The organism is Actinomadura rubrobrunea NBRC 15275, from assembly GCF_001552235.1.
Taxonomy (GTDB): domain Bacteria; phylum Actinomycetota; class Actinomycetes; order Streptosporangiales; family Streptosporangiaceae; genus Spirillospora; species Spirillospora viridilutea.
Window position 1 is genome coordinate 1 of record NZ_BCQU01000042.1, and the last position, 26,858, is coordinate 26,858.

Genomic DNA, 26,858 nt, shown 5'->3' on the forward strand with positions numbered 1-26,858 from the left:
AACGTAGGTGACCTGCTGTTGCTGCTGCCGCTGGGCAGCGGTCGTGGCCGGCGCCGGCCCGGCCATCGCCATCGTCATGCCGACCAGAACGGCCACGGCGATCAGCAGGCGCCTGGGCCCAGACCGCCATCCCCGCCGGTGAAGGCGGCCCGAGCCGGCTTCCCCTCTCGCCACCTCGCGTGAACGTGCCATCTTGAAGACCTCCTTTGCGCCGGGGCACTTCCCGATTGGAAGGCCCATAGTCCGTTGATTTACATGCATGGGCTACGTTCTAGTCAATCGACAGGTCACATGTCGAATGGGACCGGGGAAGGTTGCAAATGATTGAGTTGAGCGAGACGGTCGACAGATTTCAACGACATCTGTCTAGCTCCGGTCCGAACTGTAGCGGCCTAGGTCGGTTTCCTGACTGTCCTTCCCGCAGCGGTGACACCTTCCGGCCCTGCGCCCCTCGAGACCTCGCGATCCCGATCTTTCGAGGGCCGGAAGGCCACCTTCCCCGCTGCGTCGGGGGCATTCGCCGACGGCTGGTGAGCTGAGATCAGTTCAGGATCTCCGTGTGCGTGCGCGGCGATGCTCGGGTGACGGGCTGCGGTACGCCAGCCGCCGCCGGCGGCTCATTCAGAAATGAGCCCGCTGTCCGCCGCGGTGGGCTCCGTGCCGACGGTGACGGTTCCGATCACCGTGTTCGACGCCGTACTGATCACCGACACATTGTCCGAGCCGAAATTGGGCACGTAGACGCGGGTGCTGCCCGGAGTGATCGCCAACATGCGCGGATTGATACCGACGGTGATCGTGTCGATCACGGTGTTCGACGCCGTACTGATCACCGACACATTGCCGGAATCGTGGTTGGCCACGTACACCCGAGTACCACCCGGAGTCACAGCCACACCCCCTGGCCGGTCACCCCCGGTGATTGTGTCGATCACCGTGTTCGACGCCGTACTGATCACCGATACATTGTCGGAATCGGTGTTGGTCACGTATACCCGAGTACCACCCGGAGTCACGGCCACCCCCACCGGGTTGGTGCCCACGGTGACCGTGTCGATCACGGCATTCGACGTCGTGCTGATCACAGACACGTTGTTCGAGGCGAAATTGCCCACGTAGACGCGGGTGCCCCCCGGAGTGACCGCCAACCCCTGTGGATTGGTACCGACGGTGATAGTGTCGATCACCGTGTTGGTCGCCGTGCTGATCACAGACACGTTGTTCGAGTTGAAATTGGTCACGTAGACGCGGGTGCCGCCCGGAGTGACTACCAGTCCTTGCGGATTGTCACCGACGCTGATCGTAGCCGTCACGGTGTTGGTCGAGGTGTCTATCACCGACACATTGTCCGAGTCGGAGTTGGCGACGTAGACCCGAGTGCCCCCAGGGGTGATCGCCAGTGCAGCAGGATTGTCGCCGACGGTAATCGTGTTGATGACCGTGTTGGTCACGTTGTCGATCACCGACACATTGTCCGAGCCGGAGTTGGCGACGTAGGTGACCTGCTGTTGCTGCTGCCGCTGCACAGCGGTCGTGGCAGGTGCCGGCGCGGCCATCACCATCGTCATTCCGGTCAGGACGGCCGCCGCGACCAGCAGGCACCTGGGACCGGACCGCCATCCCCGCCGCTGGAGACGGCCTGGGCCGGCCTCCCCTCTCGCGACCTCGCGTGAATGTGCCACCTTGAAGACCTCCTTTGCGAAGGGGACAGGACATTCTCTGATAGCAATGGATTTAGTTGGTTCAATGGAACGCGCGGGCGCGAATCACTCAATGGATGAAATGGACGGATCTGATGCCGTGAGACACAGAGATAGGGCACTACTGGTTGAGTTCGACCAGCCGATCGACGAAATCCACCACTTTCGTCTAGCTCCCGTTCCAGTTTATGGAGGCCAACTTCGGTTTCCTGACCGTCCTCCTGCAGCGGAGGTGCCTTCCGGCCCTGCGCCTCTCGAGACCTCGCGATGCCGTTTTGAGGGCCGGAAGGCCACCTTCCGCGCTGCGTCAGGGCATTCGCCGACCGCTGGTGAGCGAGATCAGGTCAGCTCTCGACGTCTGTGCGCAGGGGTGCACGAAGTGACGGGCTGCGGTACGCCAGCCGCCGTCGGCGGTTCACTCGGGAATGAGCCCGCTGTCCACCCCGATGGGGGCGTCCCCTACGGTGATGGTTCCGGTGACCGTGTTGGTCGCCGTACTGATCACTGACACATTGTCCGCGCCGGTGTTGGTCACGTAGACCCGCGTACCGCCCTGAGTCACCGCCACACCCTGCGGATTGTCACCCACGGTGATGGTCGTGGTGACCGTGTTGGTCGCCGTACTGATCACGGACACATCGTCCGTCCCCTGATTGGTCACGTAGACCCGCGTACCACCCGGAGTCACCGCGACCGCTCGCGGGGCGTCACCGACGGTGATCGTGTCGGTCACCGTGTTCGTCGCCGTACTGATCACCGACACGTTGTCCGAGCCGGAGTTGGCCACGTAGACCCGGGTGGCGCCCGGAGTGACCGCCAGCTCCTGCGGATTGTCACCGACGGTGATCGTGTCGGTCACCGTGTTCGTCGCCGTACTGATCACCGACACGTTGTCCGAGCCGGAGTTGGCCACGTAGACCCGGGTGGCGCCCGGAGTGACCGCCACCCCTATCGGGGCGTCACCGACGGTGATCGTGTCGATCACGGTGTTGGTCGAAGTGTCGATCACCGACACATTGTCCGTGTTGGTATTGGCCACGTAGACGCGGGTGCCGCCGGGAGTGACCGCCAGCCCCGTGGGATTGGCGCCAACGGTGATCGTGGCGATCACGGTGTTGGTCGAAGTGTCGATCACCGATACGGTGCCCGAGGTGGCGTTGGCCACGTAGACCCGAGTGCCCGCCGGGTTGATCGCCAGCGCGCTGGGACCGTCGCCGACGGTGATCGTGTCGATCACCGTGTTGGTCACGGTGTCGATCACCGAGACGCTGTCCCCTCCGCTGTTGGCGACGTAGGTGACCTGCTGTTGCTGCTGCTGCGTAGTGGTCTTGGCCGACGCCGGCGCGGCCGTCGCCATCGTCATGCCGGCCAGGACGATGACGGCGACGAGCAGGCGCTTGGGACCGGACCGCCATCCCCGCCAGTGGAGACGGCCTGGCGAGGCGGAGCCGGACGCCCCGCCCGCTTTCCTGATCGAAGGGGTCATCATGAGACCTCCTTTGTGGTAGGACAAATCGTTTGTACTCTTCGAATTAGAGTTCGCCATAGCTGATCTACCGAAAGCGGACCGTAATTTGGTCAAACCGTGTGGCGCATATGCCGCTTAACGAGCGTCACGGGCACAATCAACACATTGAGGGCATTTGGCGCAAAAAGTACAAATGTGTCGTCATCGGTTCGTTGCTCCGTGGACTCAGCGCGTCCGCTGAAGAGACGTCCGCATGATCCATTTCGCGGGTCGGGTCCACGCGCAGCGCTCAGTCGCGTGATCCGCAGATCATGGTTGCGACCTCTGCCCACGGCCATACCGTGAGCGAGCCGAGCCTGCCGGGACGCATTCCCAGCTTCGCCTCTTCCCGGCCACTCCCCCTGCCAAGGCGCTTCAGCCCGTGTCGTCTCGGTGCCATGGCCACGTGACGGGGCAGGTGGACGTGCTGCTTGGGAACCGGTGGTCTCGCAGCAGTGCGGGCGGGCTGCCACGCCCTACGTAAGTCGAGTTGAAGCAGCGTTCAAGCGTCCTCTGTGGTCGCAGGCCCGATGGATCACAGTGATCGGCCCGCTCCGAGAGCAGCCGCATCTCATGTCTTTCGGTGTCGGCGACGTGCCGGGCGTGCAACGACGCGTCGATGTTCTCTAGCTGCGTCGGCGCAGGCCCGGGCGGCCTGCGTCATTCGGCGGAGGTTGTGTCGAAAGCCCACCGGGAGAAGCGAGTGCGCAGGAGCCGCCACTCGGTGGCGCTCGGACACATCACACCAGCCACTGGGAGACGGTCCACTGGCCGCCTCTGGGCGGCTTGTCGTCCAGGCGGGTCACCCCAAGCGACGTCGATGCCGGCGGATCTACCTTCACCGCCTGGTTGTCCAGGGCCTCGGCAAAGCTGCTGTGGTGGTTGCAGAAGAGAGGCTTCCGGCCCTGGTGGTCTGAACTTCCGCGTTTGTGACACTCCAGGGCCGGAAGACCTCCATGAGGAGAAGGCTGGGGCTCTGCGCTCGCCGTCAGCGTGCCGAGGACGCTGTGATCTCCCAGCAGTCGAGAGCCCCGAGATCTACGTCGGTATTCGGGTGCTCCTGTCCCGCCGCGGTCGGCGGCTCATTCGGGGACGAGCCCGCTGTCCACCCCGAAGGGTCCGTTGCCGAGCGCGATGGTGCTCGTCACCGTGTTGGTCGACGTGCTGATCACTGACGCGTTCCCCGAGAGATCATTGGCCACGTAGACACGAGAGCCGCTGGGAGTGATCGCCAAACCTCGGGGGCTGTCGCCGACGGGGATCGTGGTGCCCACGGTGCCGGTCGCCGTGTTGATCACTGATACGTCGTTCGAGCCGCTGTTGGCGACGTAGACGCGAGTACCGCCCGGAGTGACATCCAGTGCACGGGGCGCGGCGCCGACGGGGATCGTTCCGGTCACGGTGTTGCTCGCAGTATTGATGATCGAGACGTCGTCAGAGATGAAGTTGGCGACGTACAGGCGCGTGCCGCCCGGGGTCACCGCGACCTCCACGGGGCCGTTCCCGACCGGGATCGTGGCCGTCACCGCATTGCTCGACGTGCTGATCACCGAGACGTCGCCCGACGAGAAGTTGGCGACGTACACACGAGTGCCGCCTGGAGTCACCGCCAGCCCGCTCGGAGCGCTGCCGACGGGGACGGTACCGATCACCGTGTTGGTCGACGTGTTGATCACGGACACGGTGTTCGAACTGAAGTCGGCGACGTAGACGCGCGCGCCGCCCGGGCTGACCGCGACGTCCAGGGGCGTGCCGCCGACGGGGATCGTGGCGATCACGGCATTGCTCGACGTGTCGATCACCGACACGTCGTTGGAGTCGGCGTTGGCGACGTAGACGCGTGTGCCGCCTGGGGTGAGCGCCAGGCCCGCGGGGCCGTCGCCGACGGGGATCGTGGCGGCCACGGTGTCGGTCGCCGCGTCGATCACCGAAACGGTGTCCGAGTCGGAGTTGGCGACGTAGGTCACCGTCCGCTGCTGCTGCCGCTCGGCGGACGCGGCCGACGTCGGCGGCGCCATCGTCGCCGTCATTCCGGCCAGGACGGCCGCGGCGACCAGCAGGCGCCCGGGACCGAAGCGCCGTCCCCGCAAGCGGAGACGGCCTGACGATCCGGGACGGGGCGCCCCGCCCGCTTTCCTTATCGAAGGGGCCACCTTGGAGACCTCCTTTGCGATGAGACGAATCTTTTGTACTCTCCAGATGACCTCAGGAACAGTCGATCTACCATAAGCGGATGAGAATTTACCTTGACACTGGACGCGGCGACCATGAGAAGTGAAGCGCGATTTGCGCCCGATCAGGACATACCCACATAAACATCAACTGCGATCTTCAACAGATCACGCGCCCGCCCGCTGTCTGCTGATTCACCTCGCAGCTGCCCCGAGAGCACACGCTGATCAGACCGCGCTGTTCGGCGACATCCGCTTTCGAGCGACCGCGTCCATGCAGCCTGCCGGTGAATGACCGGTACAGGAATTTTCGTCGCTCCCCTTATCAGCTCGACGGCTTCACGGACACGCCAACCGTCCATTTTCGGTTGAGACCTCGAGGGCTGCGGGATCGTAGTAGTCCGCACGATCTGCTCGGCGGTCTGGGACGCCCCGGCCGTCACAGCGTCGCGTCACCTCCGAGGACGACCATTTGCGGCGCCCGAATGTCCCTATGGTCGCCAGGCACCTGTCTGAGGCGCGATCTCTTCATGGGCGCGGACAGGACGGAGTGAACGCGGGGCGGCATGCATGACCTGCGCGGTGGCACCCGCGTCCGCCGGCGACGGCTTTTGGTCGGCGCTGAGGCGTGCCGGCCGCAGATCGCCGAGCGTGGGGGCTCGGCGGCCGGCAGACCGGGCACCGCCTTGGGACGCCGGGGGCTGAGACAGGCCGGCGCCGCCACAAAGATCGTTCAACCGCCCCCTCGAACGGACAGCACGGGCCATTCAATTGAGATCAATCGACCAGCGGGACGGAACGGCGCCGCATCAGGAAATGACCTTCATCTGAAGGTACGACGCTGTGATCAGATCACCCCGACCGATCAATATCCGATCCGGACGGAGGTTTTCAAGATTCATTTGCGGAATCTCAGAAGAATCAGTTTGCCCGCCTTCGGCGGCGGGAATGTCGCCGTCGTGGGCACACTGGTCCGATACGAGTTGAGGTGAGACTCTTCGATAGCAGGTGAACAAATCACCTCTCGCCCCTTCGGGGCGGTCTCATCCAACCGGCGGACGGCACAGACGACCCCCGCGTCCCGCCGCTCCGGCGGGATTCTCCGCCGATCAGTGCCGCGCGCCGGGTTCGCCGCGGCGGCGATCCCGGCGCATCGCCCCGAACAATTCCAGGACGCGTCATTCGATCGCGTTCGATCAGTTCCGTTCTACCGGAAAAGGAGAACCCCTCATGGCCGTCATCACATCCCTCGCCTGCGGGCCGCAGGCGACGAACCAGGGGAACGCGGGACAGACGCTGCTCATCAACGGCACCGATCTGACGGGAGCCACCACCGCCAGGATCGGCAGCAGGACGGTCCCCGCCACGGTCAACGGCGACGGCACCCAGGTCACCTGCACCGTCCCCGGCGGCTGCGGCATCCAGAACGTCACCGTCACCGCCACCAGCGGCACCAGCAACGCGCTGCCCTTCTACTACATCGCGGCCCCCGTCCTCAGCGGCGTCAGCCCGGCCGAGATCTCGGCCGAGACCCCGGGGTCCGTCACCATCTCCGGGAACGGCCTGCTCACCACCAACCAGGTGTCCTTCAACGGCGACCCGACCGCCGCCACGCCCACGATCAACAGCGACGGCTCGGTCACGGTGACACCGGACGCCCTCACCCCCGTGGGCGCCAACCCGTGGTTCCAGCCCGTGAGCGTGGCCGTCCGGACCGCGGGCGGCACGGCGACGCTGGCGAACGCGGCGACCGCCTACGACACCCCGGTGATCGACTCGCTGGACCCCGCCACCGGTCCCGCCGGGATCGAAGTCGAAATCGAGGGCGAGGCCTTCGTCAGCGACGCCATCCAGGTCACCTTCGACGGCGTCCAGGCCGCCTTCACCGCCGTCTCCGACACCCAACTCCTCGCCATCGCGCCCGCCGGGCCGACCGGAGCGGTCGACGTCGTGGTCATCACCCCCGGCGGGACCAGCGCCCCGGCCACCTTCACCTACACGTAGGCCACGGTCACCGGATCGTGCGCGAGCACAGAACCCGACGCAGCCGCGTCCCGGCCGCCCGCCGGCCGGGACGCCGGTTCCACGGACAGGACGCGAGGTGCAGCATGGCCCGACCCGTGGTCAGCGGGCTCGACCCCTCCCAGGGGCCGGTGAGCGGGGGCAACCTGGTCGTCATCACCGGCAGCGGATTCAGCACGGTGGGGCGGGTCGCCTTCGGCGCCGCCTCCGCCCCCTTCATCATCAACTCCGACACCCAGATCACCGCCGCCGCTCCGCCGGCCACCGGGCCGGCCACCGTCAACGTGACGGTCAGCGGCCCCCTCGGCACCAGCACGGACCAGGCGCCCTATACCTACGTCGCCGTGCCGCCCCAGCCCGTGGTCACTTTGATCGCCCCTGACGCGGGCCCGGAGCTGGGAGGCAACACCGTCACGATCCGCGGCGTCGGGCTGAGCCAGACCACCGCCGTTCACTTCGGGACGACGCCCGCGCAGTCGTTCGCGGTCGTGTCCGACAACGAGGTGACGGCGACGGCGCCCGCCGGAACGGGCACCGTCCAGGTGACGGTCACGACACCTGCCGGAACGAGCCGGACGGAACCGTTCACCCTCTACAGCTATCTGGGAATACCGACGGTCGTCAGCGTGCAGCCGACCCAGGGAAGCTCCTTGGGGGGCGAGTCGGTGCTCATCGTCGGCTCGTCGTTCACCCATGCCGCCGACGTTCTGTTCGGCAGCGCCCTGGCCGTCTTCACCGTCGTCTCCGACACGCAGATCGTCGCCAGGACTCCCGGCGGTACGGGCACGGTCGCCGTCACGGTGCTCAACGTCCTCGGCGAGGGGTCGTCCACGGCGACCTTCACCTACGTGTGAGCCGACGCCAAGGGCGGAAGCGGCGGCCGGTCGGGCGAAGTCCCGTGTCAACGCCGTGTCAATGTGCGTCCCGTGAGAGGCCCTCACGGTACAAGCCGGAAGAAACGACGTGCGTCCGTGGTGACAGGGTCGCGCCGCTCGGTGGCGTTCCGGCGCGCGCCCCAGGATGCTCTCGGGCAGATGGCGAAGATGCGGCTCTGCCCGAGAGCTGGGAAGTGACCGCTCCGGGACCCTGGTGTCGGGCACCCCTGCCCGGCCGAGAAGCCGTCCGCTGTAACGCACCGCGGACTCACCAGGCAGGGGCGCGTCACCGATGCACCTCCACGGCGGCCTCGCTGACCGGCGTGGCCGAGTAGCGGGTGGCAGCCTCGAGCCTCGTGAGATCCAGCGACCAAGCGATGTCAGTCACGTGCAGACGGACCTCCCTTGTCAGAACGCCTGCCTGCCTACGAGCGGCAGCACGGTACGGCATCACCAGGCAGGGGCGATACGTTCGACGCGTTACCGATGCACCTCCATCGCGGTTTCACCGACCGGTGTCATCGTGTCACCGGAAGGAGACCCGGCGTGCATCGTCGCGGTGAGGTGGCCGACGATGCGGCGGGCCGCGAAGTCGGCGCCGTAGACGAACCGCATGACCGGGCCGAACGTCGCCGCCGCGGTGAGCCCGGCGAAGTACAGGCCGGGCAGCGACGACTGGAAGTGGGCGTCGAGCGTCGGCGACAGCCCGGTGCGGCGCAGGCGCCGCCGCAGGTCCGGGTCGAGGAGAGCGATGCGGTTCACGTCGGGGACGTAGCCGGTCGCCGCGATGACGTGGTCGGCGCGCACCTCGGTGCGGTCGCCGTGGCGGTCCTCGGTGACGATCCGCACCCGCCCGTCGTCCAGCCTTGCCGCGTCCACCACGCGCCGCCCCAGCAGCCGCGTCACCCGTCCGTCCAGGCGGTCGCGAAGCCACCAGGCGCCGGCCGGGCCGAGCGTGTTCTCCACGAGCCGCTGCCGGGTGCGGACCGGCAGGTAGCGGACGACCTGCGGGCGTTCCGACAGCACCCAGCTGCGCCACCCGCGGCCCAGGCCGTGCCGGGGTCCGCGCACTACGGAGGTGAGACGTTCGGCGCCCTTCACCGGCAGGTCGTTCCAGGACAGCTTCGGAGTGCGGGCGAGCAGGACGGGCCGGGCGCCGCAGTCGGCGAGAAGCACGGCGGTCTCCAGGGCGGACTGCCCGGCGCCCACGACGACGACCTCCTTGCCGCTGAACCGGTCGAACTCCCGGTGGTCCATGCTGTGCGACACCAGTGACGGAGGCAGGGCCGCCAGCTCCGCCGGGACGTGGCAGAACGGGCCGACCCCCACGCTCACCACCACGGACCGGGCTCTGACCTCCTCGCCGGTGGACAGCATCACCCGGTAGCGGGGGCCCGGCGTGTGCTCGACGCGCAGCACTCGGGACGGCTCCGGTTCGGGAACGGCGTGCTCGGTGAACCACAGGCCGTAGGAGACGAAGGTGTCGACAGGAATGGGCAGCCCGTCCGGCCATCCGCCGCTGTACTCGCGGAAGCCGAGGCCGGGGACCGGACTTCCCAGGCTGGAGGCGAACGGTTCGGACTTCAGAAACATTCCGGCCGGCATGTTCTCGCGCCAGAACTGCATGGGAATGCCGATGACCCGCACCTGCAGGCCCGCTTGACGCGCGTAGGCGCCCACGGAGAGGCCATAGGGGCCCGCCCCGACGACGAGCACGTCAATGACCGAGTCGTCCATTGATTTCCCTCTATTTCCGATGTCGTCTTCTCAGTCGCCCGGAGGGTCGGATGCCGGGCACCGCCGCTTCTCGGGTGCCTTGCTCTTACCCCGGCGGGAACGGGCGATCCGCGAAGTGCGCAGCTTTTCCGCCGCGCGTACGACACTTTGCGCACCCATAACGAGGAATGGTGCGGGATCGTCTCGGCACAGCCACGCGTACTCGTCGGCCTTGCGCAATTCGTGTGCTCTGGACGCGCCTTTGAAGGAGCGCAGCACCGACGGGCGCAGATAGTGGTTCTCGACGACCATGGTGCGTCCGTAGTCGGGCCGGACGTACGGAACGGGCCGTCCGGACAGGTCCAGGTGCATGACGCGCGCCAGGTCGAGTCCGCGCCGGTCGGTGAACAGCCGGAACTGCGCGCCGAGCCGCGGGTTGAAGTCGAGCAGGAAATAGGTGCCGGTCTCGGGCAGCAGCCGGAAGTCGAGGTCGACCACGCCGCGGTAGCCGAGGACGCGCCCGAGGGTGCGGCCGATCTCCTCCAGTTCGGGATTGGGCGTCCATTCCCCCAGGACGGTGTGTCCCGACTGGGGCGGGCAGGCCAGCTTCTTGCGTCCGGTGCCGGCGAACAGGCATCGCGACGCGTCGTCGAAGTACCCGTGGAAGAACCAGTCGACGGCTCGCGGGGAGGCGATCCGCTGCTGCAGGATGAGCGGTCCGGCGCCGGACGGGTCCGCGGCCATGGACATGAGCTCGTGGGCCTGCTCCCGCGTGTTCACCACGGACGTGCTGCGCCGGCCCGGCCGAAGCCGCCAGGGGCGCGCCCATTTCGCGATGATCGGCAGCCCCCATTGTTTGAGCGCTTCGTCCACGTCGTGCGCGGACAGCGGCAGCCGGCTGTCGGGGCAGACGACGCCGGCCTCGGCGCATTTGTCCGCGAGGGTGGACTTGTCCGCCAGCGACCGGGGCAGCGCGGGCTCCTGGCGCGGGAACACGAAGTGCTCGGAGAGCGCGACGGAGTTCTCGGCGATGAAGATCGCGCCGCCGTCGTCCATGGGCACGAGCAGGGCGCGGCGGCCGATCCGCCGGGCGATGCGTTCCAGATGCGCGACCAGCGCGGCCGGGGCGCCGTCGGGGGCGGGCGGCCCCCAGGGATGCCGTTCCCGCAGATAGCGGGATGCGGCGGCGGGAGCGCCGGGCCCCTCCAGGACCGCGTGCACCGGCACGCCGGCGCGGCCGAGCGAGCGGATCACCCCCAGGGTGCCGTGGTGGAACATGTTCCGATCGGTCCGCAGCACCAGAACCGGGAGGTCGGCGTCGAATTCCCCGCCGACCGGGTCGCGGCCCCTCATCGCCACCACCCCGAACGGACAATTGCCGGACACTTCACATTCGGCCGCACATTCACTCCCAAAATGCTGGACGGACAGGGAATCGGCGTCGTGTTGTTTCGCGCCGTCGACGCCTAGGGCATAGATCAGTTATGACTTTCGGTACAGCCGGCCGTGACGACGGCTCTTTCCCGCGGACCCGCGCGCGGTACGTTCTGCCGAAACTCGGCTGCGCGGCGCTCGCCGCGGCGACGGCCGCCGTGGTCTGGGCGGCGTCGACGACCGCGATCCGCTACCACAGGCACGCGTCCGCAGTCCGCACCGGCGCCACCGGCACGCTGCCGCCGACCGAGCTGCCCCGCCCGCCCGTCCCGCTGGGCGCGTTCGTCGGCTCGGGACCGGAGGCGGTGGAGCGGCTGGAGGGTTTCGAGAAATGGCTCGGCACTCCGGTCACCGTGGGCCACACGTATCTGCCCGGGGAGACGTGGCGAGGCATCGAAGGACCGGCCGATCTCATCAAAGCCTGGGGGAAATGGCGCGCCGCCGACCCGCGGCGGATGCTGGTGATCAACGTGCCCATGCTGGCGCCGAACGAGGTGTGGATGCCGGACGTGGTGGTGTCCGCGCTGCTGCGCGGCGCCGCGTCCGGTTCCTACGACGTGCACTTCTCCCGGCTCGCCGAGCGGCTCGTCGCCGCGGGCGCCGGAGACGCGATCATCGTCCTCGGCTGGGAGATGAACGGCATCACCTACACCGGCCGCTGCGCGCCGAACCCGGCCATGTGGAAGATCTACTGGCGGCGCATCGTGGCGACGATGCGGTCGGTGGACGGGGCGCGTTTCCGGTTCGACTTCACGCCCAGCAGGGGACGGGACGCGATTCCCTGGACCGACTGCTATCCGGGCGACGACGTGGTCGACATCATCGGCATGGACTCCTACGACCAGCCGACCGGGATGACCTTCGCCGACTTCGTCACGGAACCCTACGGACTGCGGGCCCACGCCGACTTCGCCCGCGCGCACGGCAAGCCGATCTCCTTTCCGGAGTGGGGCCTGTTCCGCAATTCCGACAACCCCGAATACATCCAAGGAATGCACCGATGGTTCGCTTCCCATAACGTGGTCTACCAGACCATTTCCGACTACTGCCCGCACGGGGTGTGGCGGTGCGCCGACAATCCCCGGTCCTCGGCGATGTACCGGCTGCTGTTCGGCAAGCCGCCCCTCCCTTCGCCCGGCATGCCGCCCGTTCCTTCCCTCGGCGGCCCTTCCGGCCCGTCCTCGGGTCCGCGCGGCTCCGCCGCGTCGCCGACCGTGCCGACCGTCTCGCCGACCGTCTCGCCGACTGAGTCCGGCATCCGCTAAGGCCCGGGGTCCGCGTCCATGCCCGGCGCCGGCCCCGCCGCGGCGATAGCGGGGTCGGCGCCGGGCGCCCGCTCCGACAGGCGGGCGGTCCTTCGCGCGGTCGCCACCGGGTACGCGGCGGTGGCGAGGCCGTACGTGATGGCGGCCAGACGGGCGAAGGTGCGTGTGGCGTCGAACTCGAGGGCGCGGCGGGCCGCCGCCTGGCCCTCGGCTTCGGCGAGTTCCCGGACGAGCAGTCTGCGGGCCACCTCGGCGGCGAGCGCCGAGGGGTCTTCGGCGGGGACGAGCGCGCCCACGCGCGGGGTGACGACCTCGATGAGTCCTGGGATGGCGGTGCCGACCAGGGGGCGGCCCATGGCGAGGGCCTCCAGGGCGACCAGCGGCAGCCCTTCCCAGCGGGACGGCATGACCACCACGTCCGAGGCGGCGAGCCAGGGGCGGGGGTCCTCCACCGCGGGGACGAACCGTATGCCGTCGGTGGCGTACCCGCGGAGCCGGGGCAGCATGTCGCCGTCGCCGACCAGCACCAGTCGGGCGTCGGGGCAGCGCGCCCTGACGCGCGGCCACGCGGCGATGAGGACGTCCTGGCCCTTCTGGCGTGTGACGCGGCCCAGGCACACCGCCAGGGGCGCGTCGGACGGTACGTCCAGCAGCTTGCGCGCGGCGAGCCGTTCGGACGCGTCGGTCCGCGTGAACCGTTGCAGGTCCACGCCGTTGCGCACGACCGTGTAGAGGGCGTCGACTCCGGCCGTCTGCCCTTGGTGGAGTTCGCCTTGCCCCACGCAGATGACCGCGTGGGCGCGGCGTGCCGCGAAGCGTTCCCAGGCGATTCCCGCCGTGCGCTGCGCGCCGCGCGTCGCGAGCCAGGACCATCCATGCGGCTGGAACATCACCGGTATGTCGGGGCGGGGGCGCAGGCGGCCCGCCAGGCCGGCCTTGGACGAGTGCAGGTGGACAATGTGCGGGCGGTAGCGCCGGATGATGCGGTGCAGCCGTCTGCACTCCGCCAGTGTCCCCGGCCCCGGCGAGCGTCCCGCGGCCCAGGCGATGTGCGGCACTCCCTGGGCGTGCAGCCGCCCCGCCAGGGAGCCCTCTGCGGGGCATGCCACCGCCACTTCCCAGCCGCGCTGAAGCTGGTCTTGGGTCGCCTGGGCGATGTAGCCGGCGACACCGCCGTGCGTGGGCTGCGACACGTGGAGAACGCGGATCGGTTCGGCTCGGCCGGTCACTTCTGCCTCCTGGACTTGCGGGACTTCCGTGTCGGCGTGTGGCGCTGCCGTGCCGTCGCGCGGCCCACTCGTGTCGGCGTGGGGACCTCTCCTGCAGAAGTGTTGTCCCGCGGTGCCGTGGACGCGTCGACAGGCGGCTCAGGGCCCGTGTCGGACGACGGCCGGGGCTCCTCCGAGTGGAGGCGGCGGTATTCGCGGAACTGCCCGCGTATCCCGGACGCGATGGCGCCCGCCAGCCCGGCCAGGAGAACCCCGGCGGCCGTTCCGACCGCCAGGCTCAGCGGCAGGTCGGGCGACGTGGGGCGTGTCGGACGGTCCGCCGGGCTCATGAAGGCGACGCGGACGCCGGTCTCCCCGGAGAGGCTCGTGCCGTAGCGGACGAGCGCGTCGGCGGCCGCGTTGGCGTACTGGACGGCGCGCTCGGCGGTACGGGCGGACCCGGTGAGCTGGATCAGCGGGGTGTCCGGCGACGTCGACGCCTTCACGTGCTTGGGCGCGTCCGCCCCGCGGCTCGGCGGCACGGGGTCGACGGCCCAGGCGAGGGTCTGCCGTTTGGCGGCGAGCCGTCCGTACGCCTGGGCGAAGTTGACCGCCATCCGGTCGGGCCCCGAATTCGTCGGCACCACGATGACGTGGGCGGTCGCCGTGTACACCGGGGGCGCGTTGAGCGCGTAGACGAGCCCGCCCAGTGCGCCGAGCAGGACGATGAGCAGGTACGGGACGGCGCGCAGGGTCAGATGCAGCATGAACCTCCACGCGCCGGGCCGCCGCGCTCCGGAGCGTCTCGTCTTGCGGCGCGCGGACCGCCGCTCTTTCCGGCGCAGGGGCCTCGGCACCGTCGCCAGGCGCGGCCTCGGGACGTCGGTCGACTGCTTGGACGACGGGGTCGGCAACGGCTTGAAGGCGGCCAGTTTGAGGCCGAGTGACCTAATGTCCGGCATTCTGCGCCCTTTCCTGCTGCAGTGCCACGACGGGTTCCGGCCGCGGGCCGGTGGCCGACCGGTGGCTGCTCTCGTACAGTTCGGCGAGCGTCTTGGCGTGGACGCTGATGTCGTAGTGCCATACGGCATCGGGCGGGACCGTTCTTCTGCGGCCTTCGCTCATGCATCGGGCCAGCGCCTCCTGCCACTCAGGCAGCCGGGCGGGCACATGCCGGGCGCTGTCGGGGACCATGCCGGGCGGCAGGTCGGCCAGGGCGGGGCACTCGGTGTAGAGGACGGGGAGCCCCGCCGCGAGTCCTTCGACGACGGAGAGGCCGAACGTCTCCTGCTCGGAAGGCGCCGCCAGCGCGTCCATGGCGCTGAGCACGCCGGGCACGTGGCCCGACTCCCCCATGAAGATCGTCCGGGAGGCCGCGCCGGTGCGGGCGGCGAGCTCCTGCAGCTCGCCGCGCTGGGGCCCGTCCCCCACGATCAGCAGCGCTCCCTTCTCCAGCCGGGCGAACGCCCTGATGAGCAGGTCGAAGCGCTTGGTGGGGACGAGCCGTCCGACGGCGCCGAAGACGAACTCGTCGGGGGCGATGCCCAGTCGGCGGCGGACGCCCAGGCGGAGTCCGGGATCGAACGCGAACGCCGCGGCGTCGATGCCGTTCGGGATCACCACGATGCGGTCGGCGGGGACGCCCCAGTCGAGCAGGCGCCCGGCGACGGTCGGTGACACCGCGACGGTCACCGTGCCGAGGCGTTCGGTCGCGATGTACAGCCACCGCACCGCTGCCGATGTGGAGCGGCCTTCGATGTGTCCGTCTCCCAGAGAGTGCTCCGTCGCGACCACCGTCCGCACCCCTGCCAGCCGGGCGGCGATGCGGCCGAAGACACAGGCCCGGTAGAGATGGGTGTGGACGACGTCGTAGCGGCCGTCCCGCATGAGCCGCGCGAGTCTGGGCAGCGCCGACAGGTCCCGGTTGCCCCGCATGCCGATCTCGTGCACGCGCACCCCCTGCGCCCGCAGGGCGGCGGCGACGGGCCCCGGCCGGGTCAGCACCGCGACCTCGGTGTCGACCGAGCCCGGCATGTGCCGCACCAACTGCAGGAGCTGCTGCTCGGCGCCGCCGCGTCCGAGCCCGGTGATGACGTGCAGGACCCGCGTCATACCCGCGTCCTCCACCGCAACCGGTGCTGCCAGAGCTTGGCGTGCATCCGCAGCGCGCCGTCCCGCTGGCCGATGTAGGCGCGGGCCAGGGCGTGGTCTTGGGGCTCGTCGGGCCAGATGGCGCACGCGTACTCGTACCCGGCGGCCCGGACCGCCTCGATCTCGCGGCGGCCGGCGTGCCCGTACGGGTAGGCGAAGCCCGTCACCGGCTCGTCGAGGATGTCCTCGAGGAGGGCGCGGCTGCGGGTGAGTTCGATGGACAGCTCGTCGTCGTCCACGTCGGGCAGGGAGACGTGGCGCAGCCCGTGCGAGGCGACCTCCATGCCCACGCCGCGCACCTGGCGGAGCTGGTTCGCCGTCATGAGCGGCTTGCGCGGGCCGTCGTCCCAGACGTTGTGGGAGCCGATGCACTCGGCGACCACGAACACCGTGGCGGTGAACTGGAACCGCAGCAAGGTGGGCACCGCCCGGACGGCGAAATCGGCGTAACCGTCGTCGAACGTCAGGCCGACCAGGCCGCCCGCCTCGCCCTTCTCCTCGGCGGCCCGCAGCTCGCGGATGCTCACGCCGCGCAGCCCGCGCGAGGCGAGCCACCGCATCTGCCGCATGAACCGCGCGGGCGACACCGTGATCCGATGCGGATCCTCATTGGTGTGCGCCACCGAGTGGTACATCAGTACCCACGGCACCCTGTCGCGCGCTCTGCGCGTCGGCTGTGTCTGGATCACTGGTCTTCCCCCGATCGAAACGGCTGATGACACGGCTGGCGGAGCGGATGACGAGGGGGCAGAAGAGCTCCAACGGGCTCGCGTCCTGCCCCGCTGCCGTCGCCGCATGCCTCGCCTTGGTGAGCCCTCGGCACGCGCACGCCATCATGAGGGTCGTGCCGTACACCGCCAGGACGGCGATCCCGCCGATCGGCAGCACCAACGCGGGCGGTGCCTTGTCCGCGAGTCCGGCGTGGACGAGGAGCCCGGTCGCGGTGGCGACGGCGGCCGCCATGGCGAGCGTGAGCAGGTCGTGCGCGACGTGGCGCAGCGAGATGGCCGCCAGGCGTTTGCGCAGGCCCACCAGCAGCAGGGTGGCGGAGACGCTGACGCCCGCGGCGTTGGCGGCGGCGAGCCCGCCGACGCCGAAGCCCTTCACCGTGGCCACGCCGATGGCGGCGGTGGCGCCCAGCCCGAGGGCGACGCACGAGACCGGGTACCAGGACGGCGTGCCGCGGGCGAAGAAGCCGCGTCCGGCCACGGCGACCATGGCCTGGGCGAGCAGCCCCACCGCGTAGATGCGCATGATGGACGCGGTGCTCTGGGTGTCGCCGCCCGTGAAGCGGCCGTGTTCGAACAGCACCGTGATGATGGTCGGGGCGAACGCCACCACGAAGGCGGTGGCGCAGAGCACCATGCCCCCCACCGCGACGATGTCGCACTCCATCCGCCGGCGCACCATGGTCAGGTCGCCCGCGGCCGTCGCCCGCGCCAGCCGCGGGAACGTCACCGCGACCAGCAGCAGCGACAGCATCACCGGCGCCTGGGCCACCCGCTCGGCGTAGTTGAGGTGGGAGATCGACCCCTCGGACAGGGACGACCCCAGGAAGCGCTCCACCAGGACCTGCCCCTGACGGAGCAGGCTCCACAGCACGATGGGCGCGATGGCGGCCAGGCCGAGCGCCGCGGCCCGGCCGGCCTCGCCCTCCAGCGCCGCCCGGTGGGGCACGTGGGCGGGGGCCAGGCAGCGCGCGAAGACCGGGGCCTGCACGGCGATCATCAGCAGGCTGCCGAACGCGACGCCCAAGGCCGCGCTGGTGACGCCCAGCGGCTCGTGGAACACCGCGATCATCGTCAGGATGCCCGTGTTGTAGGCGGCGTAGATGCACGCGGGCGGCCCGAAGCGGTGGTGCGCGCGCAGCGTCGCGCTCATGAAGCCGACCACCCCGAACGTCAGGATGGTGAGCGAGGTGAGCCGCACGCAGCGCACCGCGTCGTCCGGTCGGCCGATGCCGGGGGCGAGCATGCCGACCAGGACCGGCGCCGCCAGCGCCGACAGCAGCGCCGCGACGGCCAGGACGGCGGCGAGGCGGGGCAGCGCCGAGGCCACGAACGCCCGGGCGTGGCCGCGCCGGTGCAGGGCGAGGCTGACGGCGGGCACCACCGCCAGCGCCATCGCGTCCTCGATCAGCAGCGACGACACCGTCTCGGGGATCGTCCAGCCGACCAGGAAGGCGTCGGTGCCGCCGCTGGCCCCGAACTGGTGCGCCATGACGAGATCGCGTACGAACCCCAGCGAGGTGCCCGAGGCCGTGAGGAGGGCGGTGACGGCCGTGGCGCGCCCGATCGACACTCTGCGCGCCGGGGCGGCCTCAACGGCTGTCATGGGCGCCTCCCGTCGTGCGGCGGCCGCGGGGCCGAGCGGATTCGGCGTCGGATGCGGGGACGGTTGCGGGGACGGTCTCGGGGACGGTCTCGGGGACGCGCGGGACGGGGCCGTCCGGGCCGCGCGACGGCCCGAGCGCGACCACGGCGGTCACACCAAGCATTACCGACGTCAGCACGGACGTCGGCCCGCCGAGGTCCCCGTACAGGAAGTCCACCAGCACCACCGTCATGAATCCCGTCGCCACAAGCCACACGGCGTCCCTCCGCGCGCTTCTCCCCGGCATCGCCGGCGGGCGCGCCAACCCCGCTAGCAAGAAACCCAAGAGCACGGCGAACCCGGCGATCCCCACAAGGCCCTGCTCGCTGAGGACGAGCAGGTACTGGTTGTGCGGGGACAGCAGCTCCTGCCGGACGTAGCCGTTGACCGGGTCGCTGGTGTCGCTGGCCCCCGACAGCTGGATCGGCGCGTATGTGTCGCGGTAGGCGGCGAAGTTCTTGACCCCGACGCCCGTGGCCCTGTGGTCGCGCCAGATGTGCAGGGCCGTGCTCCACAGGCTGTACCGGTCGACCACCGACTGGTCCGGCGTGCTCGTGGACGCGGTGATGGAGCGGGCGCGTTCGACGACCGTCTGCGCCCCCGGCCCGAGCGCGCCGCCCGCGACGACCGCGACCGCGCCCGCGGCGACCGCGACGCGCAGGGCCAGCATCCGGTCGCGCAGCACCGTCATCAGCGCCGCCGCCGCGCCGACGGCGATCCAGCTCCCCCTGCTCAGCGAGAGGACGAGCGCGGCGGCCTGCACGGCCAGGACCGCCCACAGCAGGGCCGTGACCGCGGCGGGTCGGCCGCGGGACGGCCTGGCCAGCAGGAACGCGAGCGTGACGACCGTCCCGTACCCGACGACGGTCGCCAACGCCATGACGTCCAGGGCGCCGAACGTCCCGACGGCGCGCACGTTGCGCCCCTCGTACGACGCCCCCGTCCCCGTCGCGGCCTGGACGATGCCGTACCCGGCCTCGAACACGGCGGCCGCGACGACGGCGGCGCAGACCGGCGTCAGGTCGCGGCGGTCCCGCACGAGCGTCATCACCGCCAGCGGCACCAGGACGAAGATCTGCAGGAAGCGGACCGCGCCGGGCAGGCTCGCGGCGACGTCCGTGGAGCACACCGTGGTCACGCCGACCGTGACGATCACCGGGCCGAACGCGAGGAGCGCGCGCGGGGGCAGCCGCCGGCGCGCCGCGACCACCGAGATCGCCGCGACCGCGACGACCACCGCGCTGGCCACGTCCGCCGGCGTCACCTTGACGGCGCCGTCCGAGGCGCCCCGCCCGGCGGGCGCGCACACGCACAGGACGGTGACGGCCACGAGCGCGCCGGGGCGGACGACCGGCGCGCGCAGCCGTCCCAGGCCGCGCCGCCGGACGCCCTCCGCGTTTCCCGCCGCCGGCGCCCGCGGCGGCGCCGGCATGCCGTGAGCGGACGGTGCGGACAGCGCTCCCATCACGGCGCCTTCACCATGAAGACCGCCTGGATGGTCAGCAAGAGGATCTTCAGATCGCCCCAGAAGGACCAGTTGTCGATGTAGTGGTTGTCGAATCTGGCGCGGAGGGCGATCGAGGTGTCGCCCCGGAGCCCGTGGACCTGCGACCAGCCGGTGATGCCGACCGGAACGCGGTGGCGCATGGCGTAGCCGCTGTACTCGTTGGAGAACCGCTCCACGAAGTGGGGGCGTTCGGGACGGGGCCCGACCAGGCTCATGTCGCCCCGCAGGACGTTCCACAGCTGCGGCAGTTCGTCGAGCGAGGTGCGCCGCAGGAAGCAGCCGACGGGCCCCATGCGCTCGTCGCCGTCCACGCTCCAGCGGGTGTCCGCCTCCTCCTCGTCCGCGGGCTTGAGCGTGCGGAACTTCAGCAGCACGAACGTTCGTCCTCCCATCCCCACGCGCCGCTGCCGGAACAGCACCCCCGGGCCGCCCTCGATCCGGACGGCGATGGCGCAGGCGACCATCAGCGGCCAGACGACGGCGAGGGCGAGAGCGGCCGCGACCACGTCGAAGGCGCGCTTGGCGTACCACGTCGGGCGTCCCTGCGGACCGTGCGCGAGGGTGACGCAGGGGATGCCGCACAGGTGCTCGGCGCGCTCCCCGGCCCCGGAGAGCAGCTCGACCGCCGTCGGCACCAGGAGCACCTCGCAGCCCAGGGCGCCGCAGAGGCGTGCGACGACCTCGACGTGACGGCGCGGCACCTCCTCGCCCACGATGACGACGTCGGTGACGCCGCGCGTCCGGATGACCCGGCGCAGCTCCGGGAGTCCGCCGAGGATCGGGCCGCTCGCCTCCCGGGGCGGCACCGATCCGGACGGATGGATCCGCCCCACCGGCTTGAGGCCGAGTTCCGTGTGCCGCCGCAGCATGTCCAGCACATGGCCGGTGAACGACCCGCCTCCGATGACGAGCGCGGACGGCGGGGCGTTGCGCCTCCTGCGCCAGGCGCGGACCGCGACGTAGCACAGGGACCGGCCGGTGAGCGCCGTTATGAAGTAGAGGACGGCGACCCAGAAACCGATGGCGCAGGAGTCCGCGAGGGGCGTCCACGGGCCGTCCAGGAACGCGAAGGCGACCAGCATCCCGGCGACGAGGGCGGGGATCAGCATCGCGCCCGCGTCGTCCAGAACGGAGAGCACGCGGCGGCGCCGGTAGAGGCCGCCCGACGCCGCTCCCGCGGCCACGGTCAGGGCGGCCGCGCCCAGCGCGGCGGCGGGGCGCCCGGCCCCCGCGGCGAGCGCGGCGGCCGCCATCGACGCGCCGTCGACCAGCGCGAGGACCAGCGGGAACGCGCCTCGTCCGCGGTGAGCGCCGCGCGGGGGGCGCGAGGCCTCCGGGACGGCGAGCGCCGGGACGTCGGTCTGGACGTCCTGCGGCGGCGCGGTCAGCGGGACCGCCTGGCCGGAGGGGTGGGGTCCGGTGCTCGCACTCAGCCCTTGGGCTCCCATCTCGCGCTTCCCTTCACAGACAAGAACTCACCGGCGAGTGACGTCCACAACCGAGTTCAAGATCACATACGAATGCCGTACAAAACGCTGCCGTCGCGCGTGTCCGGCGGTGCTCGCACCGTTTCGTTCGGCACCGTCGTCAGGATGACACCGGAGCGGCGAAGTACTCCTTCCGGCCAGGTTTCTTTAACAAGGAGAACCGTCTGTTTGATCAAGCGGACCGCCCGCTAAGGCGTCCGTTATCGGAGACTACGCCGACGGCCACGGCGCCCCTTTTCCAGATTTCTCGAAATCGAACCGTCGCCGCATGCTCCTCATTCTGGGTGAGCACGGCGGCTCCCCCTGGCACCGGACATTTTTCTCGCCGCCCCCGAGGCCGTCCAGCCGGACAGAAACGGAAATCCGCACAGCTCGCCGGATCTCCCGGAAAAGGGCGCGCCGGATCATTCCCGCCACGAATGCGAAGCCGCCGGAATTTGCTCGGCTGCGGACGCCCCGGACGCGTGCGCTCAGACCGGGCCGAGACCGTCCAGGTCGGCGACGTGCCCGTTGCCGTTCCACAGCACCCGGGCGGCCGTGCGTTCGACCAGCTCGGCGGCGAGCGCGCGGGCGAGCGGATCGTCGGCCGCGCCGATCGAGTCGAGGAACGCCAGCGCCTGCGCCAGCTCGTCGGCCGTCAGCCGCCGCAGCGGTTTGCGCGCCCAGCTGAAACGCTCCAACCGATCAGGGTCAAAGCCGTCCACGCCGCGTCCTTCCGCGCCTCGGCCGGGATCGCGTCCCCGCCTTTCCGTCGCCCGAGCGCAGATCGGTCCGACCCGCCCCAACATTTGTTCTCAGCTTCATTCGGCAACACCCGCCCCGCTCGTCGCGGCGCCATACGCTCCCCAACCCCGGCAATCAGTCCGCCAACAAGGCGCCAATGCGGCCGAGCCGCCCTGGATCATGGGTACGTCCATGCACGCCAGGTCCGGCGTTCGGGAACCGGCCGCCGGATTCCGGTCGGTTCCCGCGAACCGACGGACCATTTCAGGCTAGTGGCATCGCACCCCGTGATCGGCGACCCGGACGGCCGGTGCGTGCCGCCGCTTTCTTCTCGCGTTCGGGTTGGAAGTCCCCGGTTGGATGTCCCATTGTCTGTGCACTGGTTGGTCAGGCTCGGCGTCGCGGCCGCCCTGGTCTGCTCGGGCGCGGCGGTCGTCGCGCCGGCCGCGTCGGAGGCGGCCGCGCCGGCGGTGACCGCGGCGTCCGCGACACGGGCGGTCGCGCCGTCCCGCGGCGCGCCCCGCCGCGCCTCGAGGACGTTTCTCACCATTCCGCGGCTGCACGCGAGGCTGCGCGTCAGACGGGGCGTGTCGCAGCGCGTGCTCGCCAAGGGCCCGGGCTACTTTCCCGGCACCGCGCGGCCCGGGGAGATCGGCAACATGGTGATCCTCGGACACCGCACGACGCATTCGGCGCCGTTCCGGCGCCTCCACCGGCTGCGCCGCGGCGACCGGCTCATCGTGTCGGCGCGCGCGCGGCGGTACGTCTACCGGGTGGACGGGAAGCGGATCATCTCCGCGCGGCGCCGGTCGGTGCTCGCGCCGGTGCCGTTCCGGCCGCACGCCGAGCCGCACGCCCGGAGGCTCACGCTGATCACGTGCCATCCCCCGGGCTCCGACCGGCAGCGGCTGGTCGTCCTGGCCAGGATGGGCGCGCGATGAGCGGGGGCCTGACCGCGCGGCGGCGCCTCGGGGGCGCGCGGGGGCTCTCCATCGCGCTGGCCCTGACGGCGCTGGCGCCGGGCGGCGTCGCGGCGGCGTTGGGGCCGACGCCGCGCGCGCCGGCGACGGTCGGGTACGCGGCGCGGGCGCCGGGCGCCGCGGCGGGCTCCGCGGCCATCGCCACCGAGCCGTGCGCCGCGGGGACGCTGCTGGTCACCCGCGTGCCCTTCGTCATCGACATGACCCGGTGCGACCCGCGGTCGATCCTGCTGAAGGGGCCGAGCGGCCTGGGCGTGATGGTGCCGCCGGACGGCAGCTCGGTGGAGGCGTCCGTGCTCGGCGGGCGCGGCATGCAGTCGCTGGTCGTCGACGTCGACCTCACCGAGAAGCGGGTCACCGTGTCCGGCGACGAGCCCGGCGGCCCTTGGGACGCGCTGCCGACCACCCTGGACGATCCGACGGGCGGCAGGGCGCACGCTCCCCTGCCTCCGCCTCCGGCCCCCTCGGCCGCGTCCTCCCGTGAACGGTCGGCCGCCGCCCCCATTTCCCCGTGCCGGGACGCGGCGTACCGCAGCGACGGCGCCCCGCTCCCGTCCAAGGGGCGCCGCCGGCCGGTCCTGAAATGGTGGTACTACCCGGGGTGGGGCCCGGTGGCCTATCTGAACGCCAGGCAGCGCAAGCGGGCGTTCCTCCGCGGCACCCGCATCGCTGTGCGAGGACAGAACAACTGCCGTCTCGGACGGGTCTCCATCCGCCAGGTCTACAAAGGGTCGACGTGGCGTCCGCCCGGAGTCCTGAGGTCGGGCGCCTGCGGCAGGGCCGACGGACGCAACGTCCGAGGCTGGATGCGCTTCCGCCCCGGCGAGACCATGCTCGGCCTCACCTGCAAATGGTTCCGCAGGGGCAAGATGGTGGAAGGGGACATCGCGCTCAACGCCAGCGGAGCGCGCTGGGCGACCAGCAAGAAGCGCTGCCGCGCCGACGCCTATGACGCCGTCGGCGTCGCGGCCCACGAGACCCTGCATCACCTGGGCCTGGCCCATGTCAAGGGCGCCCGGCACCGCAAGCTCACGATGTTCCCGGCCATCGACACGTGCGAGTTCCACTGGCGCACGCTGGGCCTCGGGGACTTCCTCGGGCTGAAGAGGCTGTACGGCAGGCGCTGAGGAGGGCCGCCGCACCGGGCGCGTCACCGGCGGGTCACGCGCAGACCGATCACGTCCCAAGCGCCTGCCGAGAGGGACTCGCGGACCGGTTGCGCGTCCCCGCCGACCGGCGCGGCGACGCGAGGGGCGGAACCTGCCGGACCGCGCGGCGGGACGCCAGCACCCCCGCCCGCCCTTAACGAAGATCGGCCCGTAACCTGGCGCTCATTTTGATCCGTAACAGTTTGAACACGACCCGTCACAGAAAGGTATCTGGCGCGGGCCTCGTTCACTCTTCGATCTCGCTTGATCCCGGAACCGAGGCCGTAACCGTCCACTTCCGCCACGGGGGCGTGGCCGTCATGCCCTGCGTGCGGACAACCCTGCTCATGAAAGGGACGCGCGATGAAGGCGAACAAGGCACGCAAGTCGTCGAACCGGGCTCGCAGGCAAGGGAGGGCGTCGCGGTTCGGCAGGGCGGCCAAGTGGGGCGCCACGGCCGTCACCCTGGTCGGTTCCATCGCGGCGATCGCATTGCTCCGGTCCTGGTTCGCCCGGCCGAGCACGCAGCGCCGCGACTGGGCGGCGGCCACCACCCAGGGCGACCGGCGGGACGGCGCGCACCGCGCGTCCATGTGAGCGCACCGGACGGCGTCGCGGGACAGCGTCAATGCGCAGGGTCGGGTCGATGCGCAGGATCGGGTCGATGCGCAGGGTCGGGGTCGATGCGCAGGGTCGGGAGCGTCTTCCGTGGTTCCGTCGCGGTGCGCCGTCATCCGCACCCCCGCACATTGCGAAAGTCCTTTCCTTCCCCATCGCGGTGACCGGCCGACGGTGGCCGACCGGTCGGGCGGCCGCCGTCGGCCGGGCCGGCGGGTGACGGCCCGGGCCGCGCGACTGGGGCCGACTGCTCCCGGAGGTGACCCCGTGAAGATCGCCATGATTTCCGAACACGCCAGCCCGCTGGCCGCCCGCGCCCGCCCGGGCGAGCAGGACGACCCCGGCGACTGCGCCGCCGAGCTCGACGGGCTGAGCGTGTTCGTCGCCGATCTGGCGGCCGGCCTCGGCGCGCAGGGGCACCACGTCACCGTCTACACCCGCCGCGACGACCCGGACCTGCCCGCGCGGGTGCGGCTGGAGCCCGGGGTGACCGTCGAGCACGTGCCCGCCGGGCCGGCCAAGCCGATGCCGCGGGACGAGCTGCTGCCCTGGATCCCCGACTTCGGGCACTACCTGCGGGAGCGCTGGGCCGACGATCCCCCCGAGGTGGCCCACGCGCACTTCTGGATGAGCGGGCTCGCCACCGTCCAGGCCATCCGGCATCTCGACGGGCGCCGCGTGCCGATGGTGCAGGCCTACCACTCGCTCGGCACCGTCGAGCACCGCCACCACGGCGGCGCCGGACCGGCCGGACGCATCCGGTTGGAACGCGCCATCGGCCAGGCCGCCGACGCCGTGATCGCCGCCAGCTCCGAGGAGGCCGAGGAGGTGGTGCGCATGGGCGTGCCGCGCGACCGCGTCACCATCGTCCCCTGCGGGATCGACCTGGAGTTCTTCAGCCCCGACGGCCCGGCCGACCCGTCCGGGCGGGGGCGGCGGCTGCTCATGCTGACGCGGCTGCACGAACGGCAGGGGGTTGACACGGCGATCCAGGCGCTCGGCCGCGTGCCCGGCGCGGAGCTCATCATCGCCGGCGGCCCGCCGTTCGAGCGGCTCGACGAGGACCCGGACGTGCGGCGGCTGCGCCGGGTGGCGGAGGAGGCCGGGGTCGCCCGGCGCGTGGCGTTCCTGGGACGGGTGAGCCGGGCCGAGGTGCCCCGGCTCCTGCGGTCGGCGGACCTGGTGGTGGCCCTGCCCTGGTACGAGCCGTTCGGCATGGTCCCGCTGGAGGCGATGGCCTGCGGCGTGCCCGTCGTCGCCACCGCCGTCGGCGGCCACCTGGACACCATCATCGACGGCGTCACCGGCGTCCACGTCGCGCCCCGCACCCCCGAGCAGACCGCCCGCGTCATCCGCGCCCTGCTCGCCGACCCGACCCGCCGCGCCGCCATGGGATTCGCCAGCAGCGACCGCGCCCGCTCCCGCTACTCCTGGGACCGCATCGCCTTGGAGACCGTCAAGGTGTACCGTCGGGCCGTGGCCCGCTCGAGAGTGCCCGCCTGAGCCGCGCCACCCCGATCAGGTAAAAATTCAGGTAAAAATTGCCCCGGCCTCGGGGAGACGCGCAGAGCGCGCCATCCCCCGTCCGCACGGGGGCTTCGCACGCGGCGCCTCTGACACGCGCGCCGGAAAGTCGGTCAAGCGACGGACAAGACTTGCTAACGTCGACGCCATGCGAGACAAGCCGTCGCATGCCCTGGTCGACGTGGCCCGGAGCGTGGGGACAGCCGGGGTGACCGCCATGGCGAGCATACCCGGGCTGCTGGCCGCGGTGGACCAGCACGCCGCCGCGGTGCGCGACCTTCTCTCCGCATCCGGTCAGACGCTCGACGCCGAGTCGCTCGGCGAGTACCTGGTCAGCTTCACCGAGTCCGCGCTGCAACGCGGCTGGACCCCGGGCGACACGCGCGACTGGGAGTTCGTCCGCATCGTCGCCATCTGCTGGTTGATGACCCGCCACGACTACTGACGCG

22 protein-coding genes are annotated in these 26,858 nt (G+C 70.8%); 8 read left to right on the forward strand and 14 right to left on the reverse strand.

All coding sequences use genetic code 11. The annotated features are described in order from the left end of the window. Positions 1–617: 617 nt before the first annotated feature. The 3 genes from AR3_RS14860 to AR3_RS14870 all read right to left on the reverse strand — a co-directional run bounded on the left by AR3_RS14860 (position 618) and on the right by AR3_RS14870 (position 5,297). Positions 618–1,568 carry a beta-propeller fold lactonase family protein gene (locus AR3_RS14860; protein WP_083951536.1) on the reverse strand — a complete coding sequence of 317 codons (951 nt, stop codon included), beginning with the start codon at positions 1,566–1,568 and terminating at the stop codon, positions 618–620. Positions 1,569–2,115: 547 nt separating this feature from the next. Continuing rightward, positions 2,116–3,189, reverse strand: a complete 1,074-nt coding sequence (locus AR3_RS14865; RefSeq protein ID WP_390098855.1) for a YVTN family beta-propeller repeat protein — start codon at positions 3,187–3,189, stop codon at positions 2,116–2,118. A gap of 1,100 nt (positions 3,190–4,289) precedes the next feature. After that, positions 4,290–5,297, reverse strand: a complete 1,008-nt coding sequence (locus AR3_RS14870; protein ID WP_067914603.1) for a beta-propeller fold lactonase family protein — start codon at positions 5,295–5,297, stop codon at positions 4,290–4,292. Between the two features lie 1,311 nt (positions 5,298–6,608). Between AR3_RS14870 and AR3_RS14875 the strand changes: the two genes are divergently transcribed. Then, the gene (locus AR3_RS14875; protein WP_067914605.1) at positions 6,609–7,382 is read left to right on the forward strand and encodes an IPT/TIG domain-containing protein; all 774 of its coding nucleotides are present in this window, start codon (positions 6,609–6,611) and stop codon (positions 7,380–7,382) included. Positions 7,383–7,486: 104 nt separating this feature from the next. After that, complete coding sequence (locus AR3_RS14880) at positions 7,487–8,254, forward strand: IPT/TIG domain-containing protein (RefSeq protein ID WP_083951537.1); 768 nt, start codon at positions 7,487–7,489, stop codon at positions 8,252–8,254. Between the two features lie 501 nt (positions 8,255–8,755). On the opposite strand, the gene AR3_RS14885 is transcribed toward AR3_RS14880, so the two are convergent. Beyond that, positions 8,756–10,012 carry an NAD(P)-binding domain-containing protein gene (locus AR3_RS14885; RefSeq protein WP_083951538.1) on the reverse strand — a complete coding sequence of 419 codons (1,257 nt, stop codon included), beginning with the start codon at positions 10,010–10,012 and terminating at the stop codon, positions 8,756–8,758. 30 nt (positions 10,013–10,042) lie between these two features. Continuing rightward, positions 10,043–11,344 carry a carboxylate--amine ligase gene (locus AR3_RS14890; RefSeq protein WP_067914682.1) on the reverse strand — a complete coding sequence of 434 codons (1,302 nt, stop codon included), beginning with the start codon at positions 11,342–11,344 and terminating at the stop codon, positions 10,043–10,045. 131 nt (positions 11,345–11,475) lie between these two features. Between AR3_RS14890 and AR3_RS14895 the strand changes: the two genes are divergently transcribed. Beyond that, the gene (locus tag AR3_RS14895) at positions 11,476–12,690 is read left to right on the forward strand and encodes a glycoside hydrolase family 26 protein (RefSeq protein ID WP_067914609.1); all 1,215 of its coding nucleotides are present in this window, start codon (positions 11,476–11,478) and stop codon (positions 12,688–12,690) included. Here the strand turns inward: AR3_RS14895 and AR3_RS14900 are convergent. The 9 genes from AR3_RS14900 to AR3_RS31130 all read right to left on the reverse strand — a co-directional run bounded on the left by AR3_RS14900 (position 12,687) and on the right by AR3_RS31130 (position 22,120). Further along, positions 12,687–13,919 (reverse strand): glycosyltransferase, encoded by a 1,233-nt coding sequence (locus tag AR3_RS14900; RefSeq protein WP_067914611.1) that lies wholly within the window; start codon positions 13,917–13,919, stop codon positions 12,687–12,689. The genes AR3_RS14895 and AR3_RS14900 overlap by 4 nt on opposite strands. Beyond that, complete coding sequence (locus AR3_RS14905) at positions 13,916–14,665, reverse strand: YveK family protein (RefSeq protein WP_067914613.1); 750 nt, start codon at positions 14,663–14,665, stop codon at positions 13,916–13,918. Before AR3_RS14905 ends, AR3_RS14900 begins: the two co-directional genes overlap by 4 nt. Before the next feature lie 181 nt (positions 14,666–14,846). After that, positions 14,847–16,010: a glycosyltransferase gene (locus AR3_RS14910; RefSeq protein ID WP_067914615.1), complete on the reverse strand. Its 1,164-nt coding sequence runs from the start codon at positions 16,008–16,010 to the stop codon at positions 14,847–14,849. Beyond that, on the reverse strand, positions 16,007–16,684 hold the full coding sequence (locus AR3_RS14915) for a polysaccharide deacetylase family protein (RefSeq protein WP_067914617.1): 678 nt from the start codon (positions 16,682–16,684) through the stop codon (positions 16,007–16,009). The genes AR3_RS14910 and AR3_RS14915 overlap by 4 nt, the downstream gene beginning before the upstream one ends. Then, positions 16,656–18,383, reverse strand: coding sequence for a murein biosynthesis integral membrane protein MurJ (murJ, locus tag AR3_RS14920; protein WP_083951539.1), 1,728 nt, complete (start codon positions 18,381–18,383; stop codon positions 16,656–16,658). The genes AR3_RS14915 and murJ overlap by 29 nt, the downstream gene beginning before the upstream one ends. Further along, positions 18,370–19,887 (reverse strand): O-antigen ligase family protein, encoded by a 1,518-nt coding sequence (locus AR3_RS14925; RefSeq protein ID WP_106258133.1) that lies wholly within the window; start codon positions 19,885–19,887, stop codon positions 18,370–18,372. The genes murJ and AR3_RS14925 overlap by 14 nt, the downstream gene beginning before the upstream one ends. Next, positions 19,887–21,377 (reverse strand): sugar transferase, encoded by a 1,491-nt coding sequence (locus tag AR3_RS14930; protein WP_067914624.1) that lies wholly within the window; start codon positions 21,375–21,377, stop codon positions 19,887–19,889. The genes AR3_RS14925 and AR3_RS14930 overlap by 1 nt, the downstream gene beginning before the upstream one ends. A gap of 62 nt (positions 21,378–21,439) precedes the next feature. Next, positions 21,440–21,592 carry a hypothetical protein gene (locus AR3_RS30600; RefSeq protein ID WP_157406676.1) on the reverse strand — a complete coding sequence of 51 codons (153 nt, stop codon included), beginning with the start codon at positions 21,590–21,592 and terminating at the stop codon, positions 21,440–21,442. Between the two features lie 294 nt (positions 21,593–21,886). After that, the gene (locus AR3_RS31130; RefSeq protein WP_169803841.1) at positions 21,887–22,120 is read right to left on the reverse strand and encodes a hypothetical protein; all 234 of its coding nucleotides are present in this window, start codon (positions 22,118–22,120) and stop codon (positions 21,887–21,889) included. 393 nt (positions 22,121–22,513) lie between these two features. Between AR3_RS31130 and AR3_RS31135 the strand changes: the two genes are divergently transcribed. The 5 genes from AR3_RS31135 (at position 22,514) to AR3_RS14960 (ending at position 26,854) form a co-directional block, all read left to right on the forward strand. After that, positions 22,514–23,080, forward strand: a complete 567-nt coding sequence (locus tag AR3_RS31135) for a class E sortase (protein WP_067914628.1) — start codon at positions 22,514–22,516, stop codon at positions 23,078–23,080. After that, on the forward strand, positions 23,077–24,246 hold the full coding sequence (locus AR3_RS14945) for a matrixin family metalloprotease (RefSeq protein WP_067914630.1): 1,170 nt from the start codon (positions 23,077–23,079) through the stop codon (positions 24,244–24,246). The genes AR3_RS31135 and AR3_RS14945 overlap by 4 nt, the downstream gene beginning before the upstream one ends. A 384-nt stretch (positions 24,247–24,630) precedes the next feature. Then, positions 24,631–24,864 carry a hypothetical protein gene (locus AR3_RS14950; RefSeq protein ID WP_067914632.1) on the forward strand — a complete coding sequence of 78 codons (234 nt, stop codon included), beginning with the start codon at positions 24,631–24,633 and terminating at the stop codon, positions 24,862–24,864. A 288-nt stretch (positions 24,865–25,152) separates the two neighbouring features. Then, the gene (locus AR3_RS14955) at positions 25,153–26,388 is read left to right on the forward strand and encodes a glycosyltransferase (protein WP_067914634.1); all 1,236 of its coding nucleotides are present in this window, start codon (positions 25,153–25,155) and stop codon (positions 26,386–26,388) included. 238 nt (positions 26,389–26,626) lie between these two features. Next, positions 26,627–26,854, forward strand: a complete 228-nt coding sequence (locus tag AR3_RS14960; protein WP_146150161.1) for a DUF6401 family natural product biosynthesis protein — start codon at positions 26,627–26,629, stop codon at positions 26,852–26,854. Positions 26,855–26,858: the final 4 nt, after the last annotated feature.